This window comes from Thermodesulfobacterium sp. TA1, assembly GCF_008630935.1.
GTDB lineage: Bacteria > Desulfobacterota > Thermodesulfobacteria > Thermodesulfobacteriales > Thermodesulfobacteriaceae > Thermodesulfobacterium.
This window is the reverse complement of the sequence record NZ_CP043908.1, coordinates 1316608-1332525: the sequence shown is the minus strand read 5'-3', so window position 1 is coordinate 1332525 and position 15918 is coordinate 1316608. Positions and strand designations below refer to the sequence as shown.

Below are 15918 nucleotides of genomic sequence, written 5' to 3'. Positions count from 1 at the left end.
AGATGGTCCGGGAAAAATTTTAGGGCTTTTGTTGGCAACCTCAAATAGGTTGCCAACAAAAGCACGGGATTAAAAGGTTTTCCTAATCTTTAGCCTCTATTTTATATTTTCCGTTTTCAAAAATTACGTTAGCATTGAGATAATAGGCTTTAAACCCGGCTCTTTTTAAAATATTGTAGGCCATTTCAGCCCTTACACCTGTAGTACAATGTATAAGTATGGTTTTGTCTTTGGGAAGTTCGTTTAATCTTTTTTCGAGTTCTCCTAAGGGAATGTTTACTGCATGAGGCAACTTGCCTTCTTGGACTTCGTTAACTTCTCTTACATCTAAAATAAAATAATTATCAGGTAAGGTAGGAGATTTAATTAATTTTTTAAAATCCTCTACAGCAAAAGTTCCAGGACGTGGTTTAGGAATATAGTTGATCTTTGAAAGTAGCTTTCCTTTTTCAACCTTACCTCCTGCTTTTTTCCAAGCTTCTATTCCACCAGGAATATAGGCTACATTAGTATATCCCCAAGCTTTAATTATATTGATCGCTGATAAAGCCCTTTCGTCGTTTTCATCATATAAAAAGATGGGAGCGTTCTTGTGCTTGGGAAATAGTTTTTTCGCTTTTTTAAGATTTTCTAAAGGAAGGTTTACTGCTCCAGGTATATGTTCTTTTTCTGCAGAAGCTTTAGGTCTTAGGTCTATAAGAACAAAAGACATGCCTTGAGCTATTTCTGAAAGAATATGTTGAGGAGCTACTGCCACAGGTAACCCTGCTTTTTTCCAGGCAGGAAAACCGTCTACAAATCCTTTTACGTTGGTATATCCAAGAGAAGCGGCCACACTGACCGCTGCGGGAGTTAAGGCTCAGCGCGGACCTTCACAGTATACTACAGCTAAAGCCTGTTTATCCTTTAAAATTTCAGGCAGTTTTTTTCCAAATTGAGCTAAAGGAAGGTTTATAGCTCCAGGAATATGTCCTTCTGCATACTTTGCAGGAGGTCTAACATCTATAATCAACACTGATTTTTGCTCTACCAGTTTTTTAACCTCTTCTAAACTTATGATTTTCTCTGGAGGAACCTTTACCGGAGGTTTTACACTTATGATAGAAGCATATCTTTTACCTTCTTTTTCAGTGTAAACCACCTTTATAGGGGTGCCTTTGCTAAGTTTGTTTAAAGGTTGTTCCCAGTATGAAACCTTTGAGCTCTCATCAAAAAATACATCTATCGTCTGACCAGTATCAATTTGAAGAAGGCCGGCTTTTTGGGAAATAGAAATAAGATTACCCCACAATTCATTAGGAGCTGAAACCTTATGACATCCAGGCTGAACACACGAAGGAAGAGCCTGTTTAATACCTGGCTCTCCAGAAGAGGAAATTATTTGGTTTATACCTAAGCTAAAACTAAAAAGCACAGAAGATATACTTAAAGCTATCAGGTATTTTTTGTTCATAACCTCCTCCTTTTATTTGTTAGAAGTTTGTATAATTTTTATTTTAATATAAATTCTTTTGAGATCAATTAAGTTTATCAATAAATTCGTATAAGTGGAATAGGGATGGTTAAATTACTCTTGCCATAGATTTTTTTCTAAGGTACGGTATTGAATGGCCTCTGTTAAGTGATGTTTTAAGATGATGTCGCTTTCTTCTAAGTCTGCTATCGTTCTTGCTAACTTCAGTATTTTATGAATAGCCCTGGCAGAAAAGCTGAACTTTTCTGCAGCCTTTTCTAAAAAATCTTGGGCCTTGGGCTCTAAAACACAATACTTTTTGATTTCTTTGGGTTTTAACTTGGCGTTGGTTTTTAGTTTTGTGCCATAACGTTTTTCTTGAAACTTTCTTGCGGTTAAAACCCTTTGTCTTATTTCTGAAGAGCTAACTTGAGGCCTATCCGAGGTTTTCAGTAAAGCCTTATAGTCTACCGAAGGGACCTCGAGATGAATGTCTATTCTGTCAAGGATTGGCCCAGAGATTTTGGTTCGATACTTTTTAACCTCTTGAAAGGTGCACTGACAAGGTTTGGTAGGATGACCATAATAGCCGCATTTACAAGGGTTCATCGCACAAACCAACATAAACTTAGAAGGGTAGGTAACCGTAAAATTAGCTCTGGTGATGGTAACTTGACCGTCTTCTAAGGGTTGTCTAAGGGACTCTATCACGTCTTTTCTAAACTCAGGAAATTCATCAAGGAAAAGCACCCCATTATGGGCTAAACTGATTTCTCCTGGTTTAGGATGGGTTCCTCCTCCTATCATCCCAGCTTCAGAAATTCCAAAATGGGGGTTTCTAAAAGGACGGTAGTTGATAAAAGGTTGTTCTGGGGTTAAAAGACCTGCAACTGAATAGATTTTGGTAGTTTCCAACGCCTCTTGATAGGTAATAGGAGGTAATATGGTCGGAAGTCTCTGGGCAAGCATCGTTTTTCCAGCACCAGGAGGGCCTATCATCAAAACGTTATGTCCACCTGCAGCAGCTACCTCAAGGGCTCTTTTAGCCATCTCTTGCCCAAATATCTCTGAAAAATCCTCTTCTAAATTACTTCCTTCTAAACTTAACTCTTGTTTCGGGTTAAGAGGGATAAATTCACCCCTTAAGTAATCAACCACTTCCCTTAAGTGTTTTACTCCCACAACTTTAAACTCCCGAACCAAAGAAGCCTCTAAGTAGTTTTCTAAAGGTAAGATGATTTCCTCAAGCCCAACTTCTTTAGCCTTTAACACCGAAGGAAGTATGCCTTTGGTGCTTTTAACCGTTCCATCAAGAGAAAGCTCTCCTAAAAAGGCCTTTTTAGCTAAAACCTCCTTAGGAAAGACCTCCATCCCGGCCAAAATCCCAAGTGCCATCGCTAAATCAAACCCGCTTCCTTCCTTTTTAAGGTCAGCAGGGGCTAAGTTTATGGTAACCTTTTTCTGAGGAAAATGAAACCCGGAGTTTTTAAGTGCAGACCTGATGCGCTCCTTACTTTCTTTGATAGAACTGTCAGGAAGACCTACTATGGTAATCCCTGGAAGTCCTCGAGAAAAATCTACCTCTATGTCTACAGGAAAAGCCTCAATCCCTAAGACGGCAAAACTTAAGACCTTAACAAACATCTTCTATCAAAGGCACCTTTAGAAAGGTTAAATAAAAAAAGAGGACCATAAGGTTTGGCCCTATGGTCCTCTTTTATGTTTTAGTTTTATTATTCGTTAAGCACCCAAACCAAGGATTTGGATGAGTTTGGGTAAAACAGGGTTGGCATAGAGAAGAATAAGGGCGATAACCAGAGCGTAAATCGTAAGAGATTCGATAAGAGCGATACCAAGGATCATCGTAACGGTAAGCCTACCGGCAAGCTCAGGGTTTCTGGCGATACCTTCACAAGCACCGCGGGTTGCATGACCCATACCGATACCGCATCCAAGAGCAGCCAAACCAACGCCCACACCAGAGGCTAACACGATGGCTGCGAAGAAACCAAAACCAGTAACCATCTTAGCAGCACCGACTTCTTCTGCTAAAGCAGGATTAGCAGAAAGTAAAGCCACCAACCCTAAAAGACCTAAAACCATCCACTTCTTCATAAAACCTCCCTCCTTTAAGATTTTTTAATTTTAAATAAAACTTACCAGAAGGCTTATGAACCCCCTGGTAAAGTTCTTTTTAGTGGTGTTCCTCAACCGCACCTGCAAAGTAAGCCAAACTTAACAGAACAAAAATCAAAGTCTGGATAAGGCTTACTAAAACACCTAAAACCATGATCGGAAGAGGAGCAAAGAACTTACCAGCTAACATCGTAAGAATACCCAGCAGAAGTTCCTTAGAAACTAAGTTTCCAAAAAGTCGTACCGAAAGAGAAATAATCCTTCCTACATGGCTAAAAATTTCGGCAGGAAGCATAAGAGGGGCTAACCAAGGGATAGGACCTAAAAAGGTCTTAAAATAGGCAAGCCCTTTAAACCTTAAGCCTAAAAAGTGGTAATAAACTATGGTAATAAGGGTTAAACCAAGGGTTACGTTAAGGTTGGCTGTGGGAGACATAAACCCAGGTAAAAGCCCTAAAAAGTTGCAGAAAAGGATATACAAGGCATAAAAAACTATCAGAGGAAAAACCAAAGGCACTAAATTAGGTCCATGCCCATCTCCATGAGGCACGTTTTCTTTGGTAAAATTGTAAAGGGTTTCGATTAAAAATTCCCAAAAGTTTTGAAAACCCTTAGGAATAAACTCCATCTTTCTTGTGCCTATATAGGCTAAAACGATAAGTAAAAGGCACACAAAAAAGCTGTGGACCATGTGAGGCGCAAAAAGCTTAGCTAAAGGTCCATAATGCGCCGCCTCTTCATAATAGTGAAACCCAGAAGGAAGACCAAGCTTTTCCAAAATAAAACACAGAAACAGTATAGGATGTTCCATAACCTAACCCCCTAAGCTAGTATTTCTTTTTTTTCTTTTCTCATCCATAAAATAAACCTAATAAAACTATAGGCTGTAAGACTAAAGTAAACCAAAACAAAAGCAGAAACCAAAAAAACTGGATGAGCCCTGAGATGGGCTATCAAAAAATAAATTACTATCGCAGTAGCCAAAAGTTTAAGATAAATCTTGGCTATATAGGCATGACGTTCCTTGTTGTAAAGGTTTTTTTGGTCTGAAAGAAGAATTTCCTGGATTTTCTTTACAAATGCTATTCCTTCTTTTTTGGTAGTCCGAAAATTTAAAAAACCTAAAAACCCACCTGCTAAAAAGGATAAGGTTTCCCCTATGCCTCCCCATAAAACATAAACCAAAATCGTAAACAAAATGACCAAACCAAGGATTAACCTTTCTGCCTCACCAAAAAACCTTTCAGGACTTACTTCCTTTATCATTTTTCCCTATATCCTTCGTCCTCTTTTTGGCATACCAAAGAAGGTTTTTTATTCCTCCTATCGCCCCAAAAATTATAAAAATAGTAGTAATCCATGGAGAAGTCCTTCCATGTAAAAGCTTCTCCTCTATCAGCCAACCTACCACCGCCCCTGCTATGATAGAAGAAACTACAGCAATACCGATGGTAAAACTTTCGGCTAAAACCTCTAACAAAAATTTAAAAGCACTATCTTTTTTCTCTTTCAACTTACATACATTTAAAACATAATTTAAAAAAAATCAACCAGCAAAAAACTACAAAATTAGGCATAATCCCAAAAATCCAATTAATTTTATGTTTTTAAGTTTATTTTTTATAAAATTTTTTAAGTTTGCTAAGCTGTTCTCTTGGTGTTATAAAATTCTTTTACCTGTTCGACAAAAGCTTCTATCCTCATCTTGGTGCCAAGAGATTTTTGTCCATCACAAGGCACGGTAATCAAAGGAAGTCTTTTACCTTCCCCTTCTTTTATCCTCTTTAACAAGGCAGAAACCACATTGCCAGGCATACAAGCAAAAGGTATGACGTTTACTATTCCAGAAACCCCGTTGTGGGTATATTCTACCGCCTTACCTACAGAAAGCAAAACCTCTCCTCCTTCAAACCTTATGTCTATGTATTTTTGGGTAAGCTTCATCAACTCTTCTACAGGCAGTTCTTCGGCGGTGTCAAGCACATCTTTAAACACCGAAACAAACTTTTCTTCTTCCCACTTTAAATACTTGCTTTCAAGGATATACCTAAAGTAGGTTTTAAAAAGGCCAAGCCTTTTAGCCCAATTTTTAGAGGTATAGTTGATAAAGTGTATCCACTCGGTGATAGGTGGAAGCCATACCTCTACCCCTAAGTCTTCTAAAAACCTGTAGAGGTCTTCGTTAGCAAACCGGTTGCTTCTTACGTAAATCTCTCCTACTACCCCTACCTTAGGCTTTTCTTGGGAGTTGAGCTCTATCTGAGTAAACCTGTTTTTTAGGTCTAAAAGCACAGAAAGAAGGTCCTCTCCTTTTTCTATAGCCTTTTCTATCTGATCAAGGCCTTCTTGATAGAGCCTTTCTACAGCTTCTCGGTCTTTAGCATAAGGTCTGGTTTCTCTAAAGAGTTTATGAAGAACGTCTACCGCTATTATTCCCTTCCAGGCGATCTTCATAAAGTTTTTGCCTAAGAGGTCTAAATCCTCGTAAAACCTCATGTCTTGCTGTAAAGAATACACAGGCAGGTTAACGTTTAGGTCTCTTAAGATTTTGCGATGAAGTTTGTTATATTGCCCAAACCTGCAAGGTCCACCGCTGTTTGGCATAAAAAACACGCTTTTTTCAGGTTTAAACCCAGGTTGGTTGATAAGTTTGATAAGGTCTCCTGTGGTAAGGATGGTGGGGTAGCATTCCTTGCCTGAGGTATATTTTCTTCCAAACTCAAGGCTTTCTTCGTCGGGCTCTGGTAAAACCTTAGCCTCAACCCCACAGGCCCTAAAAGCCGCTGCTAAGGCTACTGCATGGTCGCACATATAGGGGATATAGATGGTTCTCTTTTCTTTAGGACTTGCCTGTAAAAACACAAAACTTCTGGTGAGTTCATAACGTTTTACTTTGTCCCGGATGCTGTCTACAAAGGCCTCCAACCTGGTTACCACCCCAGCCTCAGCGCTGTGTTCGTCAACCTCAATCTCTATAAAAGGTTTTCCTCCCAACGTCTCCTCAAAAAAATGTTGGATAAAAGAGTCTGGACCGCAAGAAAAGTTGGTAAAAAAGACAGGGAAAAGGTTAGGGGTTTCTCTTATAAGATGGGCTGCCAGTAAAAACCTTTGCCCGTACTCCCAATACATCTCCGAAAGAGGTTCAAGCACCTTTGGGTCGTTTATTTCTTCTAAAGGTAGCATGTCTATCGGTAGACCTACCACCCCAAGCCTTCTTATCTTGTAGTGGATTCCAAGATTAGCCCCTGGGTCAAAGGCATTGTAAGGTCTTCCTACGATAACCAAGATGATTTGGTCTTTAAACCGAGATAAAACCTCTTTACCTCTTTGTCTAAGCCAATGATGAAAATCTCTTTGTGCCTCTTCTGCTGCCTTCCAGGCTCGTTTAGCCTCTTTCTCAGAAACCCCAAGCATCTTGGCTAAAGCTTTTATCTCTTCGTTTATCAAAAACTTAGGACGTCCTAAATGTAGGACCGGGCTTATTACTTTTACCCCCAGGTCCTCAAACCTAAAGGTAGCAGGACTTATCCAAGGCACGCTTTGAACATAAGGACACACCTTACCTACCTCAAAGTAAGGATGTTCAGGAGGTAGGTCGGTTATCTGGGGAAGAAACAAGGTTTTAACCCCTTTGTCTAAAAGCTCCTTTATATGCCCTATAGCTATCTTTATAGGAAAACAAGGCTCCCCTGGGGTTATCTCACAGCCTGTTTTGATGATCTTTTTAGAGGTTTGAGAAGAAAGAACTACTTGATATCCTAACTCTTGGAAAAAAGTAGCAAAAAAGGGTAACCACTCATAAAACTGAAGGATAAGGGGGATTCCGATGGTTTTATCTGAGGCTTTTTCTTCTTTAATAGGTTTTACGTAGGAAAGGAGTTTTTCAAACCGCTCTAAAGTAAGGTTAGGTATGTTTTCACCGGCTTTCCTGTGGTCTACCTCATATTTTTCGCACCTTCCTCCATAATAGTAAGGGGAAGAGCCTTCTATGATTACTTTATGGATTTCGCATTGATTAGGGCACTCTTTGCACTCAAAGGCTTTAATCTGATAGTTCACGTTGGTGAGGTCAAACCCTTTAAACTTGGTTTCTCCTTGGGTTTCGGCCTTGGCAAGAAGTGCCACCCCTATCGCACCTGTGACCTCATGGTGAGGAGGCACTATCACCGGTTTGCCTAACACCTTTTCAAAGGCAGCCACCACCCCTTGGTTAAACGCCACCGCCCCTTGAAAGAATATCTTTTTACCTATCTTTCTGTCTTCTACTACTTTATTTAAATAATTATGAACTATGGCATAACAAAGGCCTGCTATTAAGTCTTCCTTAGGAAGTCCTTGCTGTTGGTAGTGTAGAAGGTCTGACTGCATAAAAACGGTGCATCTTTCTCCAAGCTTAAGAGGGGCGTTGCTTTGTAAGGCTATTTCTCCAAACTTTTCTATCGGAACCTCAAGCTTTACCGCCTGTTCCTGTAAAAAAGACCCTGTGCCTGCAGCACAGGCCTTATTCATCGTAAAGTCTGAGATGGTGCCTTTTTCTAAGTAGATGTATTTTGAATCCTGTCCTCCGATTTCAAAGATGGTGTCTACCTCAGGGTCTATAAAAAGGGCTCCATAGGCTTGAGCGGTAATTTCGTTTCGGATAACGTCTGCCCCTACAAAATCCCCTATCAGATACCTACCAGAACCAGTAGTCCCAACCCCTTTTACCATAACGTCTTCAGGAAGTTGTTGCTTTAGGTCTAAAAGTCCCTTTTTTATGCTTTCAAGGGGTTTTCCCTGATGTAAGAGATAGACCTTGGCTACCAGGTTGCCTTCGCGGTCTATGGCTACCAGTTTGGTGCTTACTGACCCAACGTCAATCCCAAGCCATACCTCTTTAGACCGGTTTTCAAGGTTGGTTCTTTTGGCCAAAAACCTATTTTTAAGCTCCTTTGATAGGTCTAAAGACTTAAAAGGTTTAAGCACCTCATACCTTGGAGGAGAATAAGACCTTTCTTTAAGGTAGGTCCTTAGGATGTCTGCCCCTCGGTAGTCTGAAAAGGCTTTTCCTTCAAGCCCGTAAAGGGCTGCTCCTATCGCCCCCATAATCCTAAAGTGCTCTGGGATGATAAGCTCATCGTCTTTTAGCCTAAACACCTCTTTTATCGCCTTTCTTACCCCTAAGTTTGCCGCAACCCCTCCTTGAAAAACCAGAGGAGGAAGGATTTCCCTTCCTTTAGCTAAGTTGCTTTTAAGGTTTCTTATGATAGCAAAACAAAGGCCTGCGATGATTTCGTGGTCAGGCACCGCTGCCTGCTGAAGATGTATCATGTCTGATTTAGCAAAGACGGTGCACCTTCCTGCTATCCTTGGTATGTTTTGTGCCTCAAGGGCAAGCCTTGAAAACTCTTCTATGGTATAACCAAGCCTTGCTGCCTGTTGTTCTAAAAACGAGCCTGTTCCTGCGGCACAAAGGGTGTTTAACGCAAAGTCTTCTATCTCTGGAATACCCCTCTCATGGGTGATAAAGATAAGCTTTGAGTCTTCGCCTCCGATGTCTATGATGGTTTTAACCTCAGGATGAAAAAACGTAGCTGCCTTGGCATGGGCCATCACCTCGTTTACAAAAGCACATCCAAGGATTTGAGAAATGGTTTTGCCTGCGGTTCCGGTGCAGGTAATCCCAGATAAACCTTCTTTCCCAAACTGTTTTTCTACTTCGGTCAAAATCCTTTCTGCAGTTTCTATGGGCTGACCATGGGTCTTTTCGTACCTCCAAAAAAGGAGGTTTTTATCCTCATCAAACACCGCTACCTTGGCTGTGCCTGACCCTACATCAAGCCCTACATATCTTTTTATTACGATTGCCCTCCTTTAGAGGTTAAAGAGGCTTTAGTTTTTACATTAAATTTTAAGTATTTTTTAAAAACAGTAAAGTTTTATAAAAGGTTTTCTCTTAAGGCTAAAACTGCGGCCTTTTTGGTTTAATTTTTTTTTTACTTAAAGCCTTGTCCATCTTTTTAGCTGACAGGGTTAGTCTTAGGTTTAGTTAAGGTTGTTGGCTGATTGTATATCAAACCTAAAGTGGTATAATAAAAACCTGATTTTTTTTCGAAAAACAAGGTGGTCTACTTAGGTAAGTGTTAAAAGAAAGGGTGTCATGGAAAAGGTAGTTAGGATAGAAAAGGTGGTTTTTGGTGGAGAAGGCTTAGGGAGGCTGCCTGACGGTAAGGTCCTTTTTGTGCCTTATTCCTTGCCTGGAGAGCTGGTTAAGGTTAAGATAGTTAAAGATTTTGGGGACTATGCCGAGGCAGACCTGATAGACCTTTTAGAGCCCTCTCCTGAGAGGAGAGACCCTTTATGCCCTTATTATGGGGTGTGCGGAGGTTGTCAATTTCAGCACGCGGTATATCAAGCTCAGCTAAACCTTAAAAAGACTATCCTTTATGAAACTTTTGCCAGGGCTGGTTGGAAAGAAGAGGTACCCTTGGAAGGGGTGGTCCCCTCTCCCAAGGAGTTTTTCTATCGGAACCGGCTGAGGCTTCATGTAGAGGCTGAAAGCCTTAAGATGGGTTTTGTAAAAAGAAAATCCCATGAGGTCTTAAGGATAGAAAGATGTCTTCTTGCCGAAGAGGTTTTAAACCAGGTGCTTTTAAGCCTTTATCAAACTCCTTCTTGGTTAAGGCTTTCAACCTACAGCAAGCGGATAAAGATAGAGTCTTCTCCGTTAGACGGTAAAGCTACCCTGATTTTTTGGACAGCCTTTAGGCCTAACAAACAGGACTTAGAAGAATTGTCCTCTCTTCCTCAGCTCAAGGCCAGTTTTTACTGGATGAAAGGACGCCATCCAGAGGGTCCTTTTCCTGAAGACGCCTCTTTCGGAGGAAGAAGACTTTTTCAAGGACCAGAACAGCTGGTTTATTATGTTCAGCCAGGGGTTTTTGTCCAAACCAACTGGGGAATAAACTTAGCCATCATAGAAACTATAAAATCTTGGGGCCTTGATTGTGAAACGGTCCTTGATTTGCACTGCGGTATGGGAAACTTTGTGTTGGCTTTGTTATCAGAAGGGATAACCAAGGCCTTAGGGGTAGACACAGACTTAAGGGCGATAGAAGACGGGCTTTATACCGCAGAGAGAAACGGTATCAACGGAAGGCTTGACCTCAGACAGATGAGTTCAACCGAGGCTTTATATCAGGCCATCAAACAGGGAGAGGAGTTTGACTTGATGGTGCTTGACCCTCCCCGCGGAGGCTGTAAAGAAATCCTAAGGTTTCTTCCTGAGGTAAACCGAAAATATCTGGTTTATGTTTCTTGTGATGCCCCTACGCTGGCAAGAGACTTAAAGATTTTAAAAGACTTAGGTTATGTCCTTAAGAAGGTTTATCTGTTTGATATGTTTCCTCAGACCTATCACTTTGAGGTTCTTTCTCTTCTTGAGAAGAAAGCTTAATCTCTTTCCCCAAGGCCCAGAGCAGTTGTCTGCAAAACCCTTGGATGATTTTTACCTCTTTTGAGGTAAGCTCAAGCCTTGACAGAAAACGGCGGATGTTGGTAAGCCACAATACCTGGTTTTCATGGGGGATGTAGTCTATAGTCGCTAAGGTTGCCTCTATGATTTTATACATGATAGAAAGTTCATGCTGGGTTGCCAACTGAGGTTTAGGAAAAACCGGCTCTCCTGCGTGCTGAAAGATTTCATAAAGGATGATTACCACCGCTTGGGCTACGTTAAGGGAGGCATGCTCGGTGGTGGGGATGGTAACCACCTTATCACAAAGCCCTAAATCTTCGTTTGAAAGCCCAAACCTTTCGTTTCCAAAAAGGATGGCTATCCGGTTGTTTACCGAAAGCTCACATAAATAAGGGGCTATCTCCTTAGGGGTGTGATAGACCATCCTTCTTCTGCCAAGCCTGGCGGTTGTGCCTACCACATACCGAAAATCTTTTAAAGCAGATTCCAGGTCTGGAAAAACTTGCATGCTTTCTATTATAGGAATCCCTGCTTTAGTAGCCATCGCCTTCATTTTTTCTTCGTCAAGACTCTCAGGGTTTACGACGATAAGGTTAGGCACCCCAAAATTAGCACAGGCTCTGGCTGCAGCACCGATGTTTTCAGAATACATCGGGTTTACCAGCACTACCGCAAGGTTTTCAAGACGAGCCTTTTGAGGCTTAGCGATGGGACGTACTTGCATGTAGACCTAAAAAGAGAAATTATTGGAGGTGCCGGGGCCCGGAATCGAACCAGGGACACGCGGATTTTCAGTCCGCTGCTCTACCGACTGAGCTACCCCGGCAACCTGTTATCTAAAATAACCTAAATTAAAGTTTTGTCAACTTTTTAAACCTAAAAAAACTTTAAAATTTTTAAAACCCCCCCCTTTAAACCTTTACCGTGTTCCATCCCCAACCCCCCAAAGGCATCCCCCAGAGGTTGTAGGCTTAAAAAATGATAGGTTAAACCAGAGGCTTGCCTTAAGCTTAAAAAGGTTTAATATAAGGAGGCTTTGTGTTTGGGCTGAAGGTTTTTTGGTTTGACTTGCGGTGTTTAAAAAGGGTTTGACCCAAACGGCAGACTGTGTTGAAAAAATTGAGCTTAAGAGTATACTTTTAAAGTTTATTTTAAAAAAATTTTTTCAAAGATATCTTGTAATAATTAAATTTTATATTAAAATAAGCTAAGTATATTTAAATAGCTTTAAAATTACTTTTAAGAGGGGTGATGGGTTATGTTTAAGCTTTCGACCAAAGGTAGGTATGCCGTAAGGGCGATGTATGAGATAGCCAAGGCTTATCCCAACGGGGTTACTTTGGAGGAGATTTCTGCCAGTCAAAACATTTCTCGGGTTTATTTAGCGCAGATTTTAAACCGGTTGCGTCAGTCAAGGCTTATCAAGTCTTCTCGTGGGCCAGGGGGCGGTTATGTTTTAAGGAAACATCCTGACGAGGTATCTCTTTATGAAATCCTTGAGCCTCTTGAGGGACCTGTGTGTATTGCCTCTTGTATAGACCCTGGAGAGGGCTGTGAGGATGTAGAAGAGTGCGTGGCTTATCCTATCTGGAAAAAAATCGGGCAGTATATAGAGTGTCTGCTTAAGCAGGTTAAGCTTGGGGACCTTTTGAGGGTGGAGACCGAGAAAGACAAGAAAAAGTTGGTTGAGACGATTACTGCCGGTTGTTGTTAAGCAGACTTACTAAACGAGTTGATGGTGATTTGCTGAGATGGGTGAGTTTTTTAAACAGTTTTTTTCTAAGGCTAAGAGGCTTTATTTTCCTCTTGAGGATAGAGGAAGGCTTGATGGGCTTTTGCCAGGGGAGCCTGTGTTGATTTGTGGTTGGGTTTTATGTGGGAGGGATGCCACCCACCGCAGGATACTTCAGGCGTTAAAAGAGGGAAGTTTTTCCTTTGATTTTACCAACCAGGCGATGTATTATGTGGGTCCTACCCCTGCCCCAGAGGGAAGGATTATCGGGGCATGTGGGCCTACGACTTCAACCAGGATGGATGCCTATATGGAGGATTTTTTAGCCCTTGGGCTTGCGGCTACCATCGGCAAGGGTAAGAGGTCTTCCAAGGTGGTTGAGTTGATGAAAAGGTATCAGGCGGTTTATTTGGCTACTTTTGGAGGGGCTGGGGCTTTTCTTAGTCGGTTTGTGGAAAAGGTAGAGGTTGTTGGTTGGGAAGACCTTGGTCCAGAGGCTTTTTTTCGGATAAAGGTGAGAGACTTTCCGGCGGTGGTGATAAATACTGTTGTCGGAGAGGATTTTTATTCTATGTAGATTACTTTAAAAGTAGGTTTGGATGGAGGAAAAGGGAAAAGCCCTTAAAGCCGACCTTTATGGTCAGGTCCCTTTTTACCGCAGTTTGGTTAGTGGTGAGCTTTGCAGGTTTCGGGTGGTTTATAAAGAGACCGACCTTTTGGTGGTGGCAGAAAGGGATTTAAGCCCTCAGGTTTGGTCTCTTGTGCGGGAGATACGTCTTCCTCTTGAGGCTTATCTGTTAAAAAGGCCTGAGTTTTTAGCAAGCCTTAGGCCTTTGCCTTTTGACCCAGAGGCGCCGGTTTTGGTAAAGGAGATGTTTTTGGCAGGAGAGGTGGCAGGGGTTGGTCCTATGGCGGCTGTGGCTGGGGCGATTGCTGAAGAGGTTGGAAGGGCGCTTGTTGCTCAAGGGTTGACCTCTCAGGTGGTGGTAGAAAACGGGGGAGACGTGTTTTTATGGCTTAAAAAGGATGCCAAGGTGGCTTTGTTTGCAGGGATAGAGTCTCCCTTTTCTCAAAAGGTTTGTTTGGTCGTGCCTTCTTGTTTTATGCCTTGCGGGGTTTGCACCTCTTCTGGCAAGATAGGACACAGCCTAAGCTTTGGAAGGGCTGATGCGGTAACGGTGGTCCATAAAAAAGCCTCGGTAGCAGACGCCTTGGCTACTGCCTTTGGGAACCAGCTAAAAGAGGACAGGGACTTTGACAAGGTCATAAAAAAGGCAAAAAAGGTAGAAGACCTTTTAGGGGTGGTGTGTCTTTTAGGAGAAAAGCTTTTGGTTTGGGGAAAAGGCATAAGGCTTGAACCCTTGAAAATTTCTTAGGTTAAAAATAGATATGATTAAAAATCAAAGAAAAAGAGCGTAAATTTGTAAAAAAAGAAGTTTTTATCAAACAATACGGTCTAATATGTTTTTATTAAGTCTAATCAATAAAAAAAAGCTTAAATTCGGCTTGACAAAAAGTAAGGTCTGTAGTATAAAACCAAGTATGGAAGTTTATTAGGTCTTTGAAAGGGCGGTTTTTGTAGAGATTGTAGCGAGAGGTTGTAGGGAGCTTTTTTTGAGGTTTTGGGTAGAGGTTTGGGTTGGTGTTGGTTGGTGAGGGTTTTAAAGGGTTGACAAAACGGGATTTTGTGTTTATTTTTTTAAAGGTTTGTGTTTTTTTGGTTTAGGACATTAGGTTTTTAAAAAGAAAAAATAAAGGAGGTGTGGCATGAAGGTAGCAAGATGGAAGGTTTTAGGTGTGGCAGGTGCTTTAGTTTTAGGTTATGCAGTCAGTTCTCAGGCTGCACAGATCAAGGTGGACGAAGACACCTTTGCAGACTTTGGCTACAACATGAAGATTATGTATCAGCACTTTGATGAAAGGGCAAAGAGCAATGATTACACTAAAAAGGTTTTTGACGTCAAGGATTCTCGTTTTTACATCTCTGGTCAGGTAAGCAAGATGGTCCAGTTTTATGGTGAGTGGAACGCTGCCGGTGCTTATGATGAGAAATTCGTAAAGGAGAAAGCAGGTGGTTATGCTAAAGACAATAAGGTAGTTTTCTCTGAAGGTGGGGTTAACTTTGTGTTTATGCCTGAGCTTCAGGTAAGGGCAGGAAAGGTGAGGGTGCCTTTTACCAGGAATCAGATGACCTCTTCTTATAGCTTAATCATTCCTACCGATGCTTGGTATGATAAGGGTGGTGATGATGCTAAAGGAATTTTTGAGGCTGTTAAAGGAAAAGGAAACAAATATAATATTAGTAACAAACCTTTAGACCTTATTGGAAAGGTTGATGGTGGTTTGTATGTGCACGGAGACATCGCTAACGGTATGTTTAGGTATAATGTCGGTGTGTTTAACGAAAATCAAAGGGGAGGTAAGCCTTTTAAAAATTATCAGTGGGTAGCCAGGGTTGAGTTTACCCCAACTATGCTTGGGTTTGCCCCAGAGTCTACCTCTTCTCCGGCTGGTAAGGTTTCTGACACCTACCTTGGTAAAAAGGATGTTCTTACCATAGGTCTTGGCTACTACAAAGAAAAGCTTTATGATAAAGGTAATTATTCTAGCAGCGCCAGCAGTTTAGAGGCTGATGGTTGGACGGCTGACCTTTTCTTTGAAAAGAAGTTTGGTTGTTGGGTGCCTAACCTTCAGGTTGGCTACATCAAGTTAAACGACAGCCATTTCTATAACGAAACTACTTCAGATATTAAAAAAGGAGATACTACCATCTGGTATGCTCAGGGACAGCTTCTTTATGATGCGGTCGTTGGTTTTGGAAAGCCAGCCCTTGCCATCAGGTATGAAAACGTAGAAGCTGACGGTGTATCCGGTGACAAGAAAGATTTTACCTTTGACCGTTGGGGGGTTGCTCTTAACTACTACCTCAAGGGTCAGGCTGCCAAGGTATCCCTTGGTTTTGACAAGGTTAGCTATGACGACGCAGCCAAGGCATATTTGAAGGAAAAGGAGCTTGAAGATTCTATCACCGACTGGTACCTCTACATCCAGACCATGTTCTAAAAAGGGATAAAAAAGGCAGGCTAAGTGCCTGCCTTGGTTAGTTTTAAAAGGGGCAACCAACCGGTTGCCCCTTTTTGT

Annotated in this window: 14 protein-coding genes and 1 tRNA gene; 5 read left to right on the top strand and 10 right to left on the bottom strand. The window is 41.5% G+C overall.

Annotation, left to right across the window (positions count from 1 at the left end; all coding sequences use genetic code 11):
• Window positions 1–82 precede the first annotated feature (82 nt).
• The 8 genes from F1847_RS06795 to F1847_RS06760 form a co-directional block, all read right to left on the bottom strand.
• The gene (locus F1847_RS06795) at window positions 83–835 is read right to left on the bottom strand and encodes a rhodanese-like domain-containing protein (RefSeq protein WP_150072322.1); all 753 of its coding nucleotides are present in this window, start codon (window positions 833–835) and stop codon (window positions 83–85) included.
• Window positions 836–859: 24 nt separating this feature from the next.
• Window positions 860–1453: a rhodanese-like domain-containing protein gene (locus tag F1847_RS06790; RefSeq protein ID WP_150072321.1), complete on the bottom strand. Its 594-nt coding sequence runs from the start codon at window positions 1451–1453 to the stop codon at window positions 860–862.
• Between the two features lie 114 nt (window positions 1454–1567).
• Entirely contained in the window at window positions 1568–3097 is a 1530-nt protein-coding gene (locus F1847_RS06785) for a YifB family Mg chelatase-like AAA ATPase (protein ID WP_150072320.1), read from the bottom strand.
• Window positions 3098–3193: 96 nt separating this feature from the next.
• The gene (atpE, locus tag F1847_RS06780) at window positions 3194–3568 is read right to left on the bottom strand and encodes an ATP synthase F0 subunit C (RefSeq protein WP_150072319.1); all 375 of its coding nucleotides are present in this window, start codon (window positions 3566–3568) and stop codon (window positions 3194–3196) included.
• 79 nt (window positions 3569–3647) lie between these two features.
• Window positions 3648–4400 (bottom strand): F0F1 ATP synthase subunit A, encoded by a 753-nt coding sequence (gene atpB / locus F1847_RS06775; RefSeq protein ID WP_150072318.1) that lies wholly within the window; start codon window positions 4398–4400, stop codon window positions 3648–3650.
• Between the two features lie 11 nt (window positions 4401–4411).
• Window positions 4412–4855 carry an ATP synthase subunit I gene (locus F1847_RS06770; RefSeq protein ID WP_150072317.1) on the bottom strand — a complete coding sequence of 148 codons (444 nt, stop codon included), beginning with the start codon at window positions 4853–4855 and terminating at the stop codon, window positions 4412–4414.
• Window positions 4833–5102: an AtpZ/AtpI family protein gene (locus F1847_RS06765; RefSeq protein WP_150072316.1), complete on the bottom strand. Its 270-nt coding sequence runs from the start codon at window positions 5100–5102 to the stop codon at window positions 4833–4835. The genes F1847_RS06770 and F1847_RS06765 overlap by 23 nt, the downstream gene beginning before the upstream one ends.
• Before the next feature lie 128 nt (window positions 5103–5230).
• The gene (locus F1847_RS06760) at window positions 5231–9376 is read right to left on the bottom strand and encodes an acyl-CoA dehydratase activase (protein WP_240702774.1); all 4146 of its coding nucleotides are present in this window, start codon (window positions 9374–9376) and stop codon (window positions 5231–5233) included.
• Window positions 9377–9728: 352 nt separating this feature from the next.
• On the opposite strand from F1847_RS06760, the gene rlmD reads away from it, so the two are divergent.
• Window positions 9729–11024: a 23S rRNA (uracil(1939)-C(5))-methyltransferase RlmD gene (gene rlmD, locus F1847_RS06755; protein ID WP_150072314.1), complete on the top strand. Its 1296-nt coding sequence runs from the start codon at window positions 9729–9731 to the stop codon at window positions 11022–11024.
• Here rlmD and F1847_RS06750 read toward each other — a convergent pair.
• Together F1847_RS06750 and F1847_RS06745 are read right to left on the bottom strand one after the other, a co-directional pair.
• Window positions 10945–11769, bottom strand: coding sequence for an RNA methyltransferase (locus tag F1847_RS06750; protein WP_150072313.1), 825 nt, complete (start codon window positions 11767–11769; stop codon window positions 10945–10947). The genes rlmD and F1847_RS06750 overlap by 80 nt on opposite strands.
• Before the next feature lie 29 nt (window positions 11770–11798).
• Window positions 11799–11871 (bottom strand) — tRNA-Phe (locus F1847_RS06745).
• A 432-nt stretch (window positions 11872–12303) separates the two neighbouring features.
• Here F1847_RS06745 and F1847_RS06740 point away from each other — a divergent pair.
• From F1847_RS06740 to F1847_RS06725, 4 genes are all read left to right on the top strand, one after another.
• A complete protein-coding gene (locus tag F1847_RS06740; RefSeq protein ID WP_022855595.1) occupies window positions 12304–12759 on the top strand; it encodes an Rrf2 family transcriptional regulator in 456 nt (151 codons plus the stop codon).
• Window positions 12760–12796: 37 nt separating this feature from the next.
• Complete coding sequence (locus F1847_RS06735; RefSeq protein ID WP_150072312.1) at window positions 12797–13354, top strand: fumarate hydratase C-terminal domain-containing protein; 558 nt, start codon at window positions 12797–12799, stop codon at window positions 13352–13354.
• 22 nt (window positions 13355–13376) lie between these two features.
• Window positions 13377–14153 carry a UPF0280 family protein gene (locus F1847_RS06730; protein ID WP_150072311.1) on the top strand — a complete coding sequence of 259 codons (777 nt, stop codon included), beginning with the start codon at window positions 13377–13379 and terminating at the stop codon, window positions 14151–14153.
• Window positions 14154–14544: 391 nt separating this feature from the next.
• Entirely contained in the window at window positions 14545–15840 is a 1296-nt protein-coding gene (locus F1847_RS06725; protein WP_150072310.1) for a hypothetical protein, read from the top strand.
• Window positions 15841–15918 lie beyond the last annotated feature (78 nt).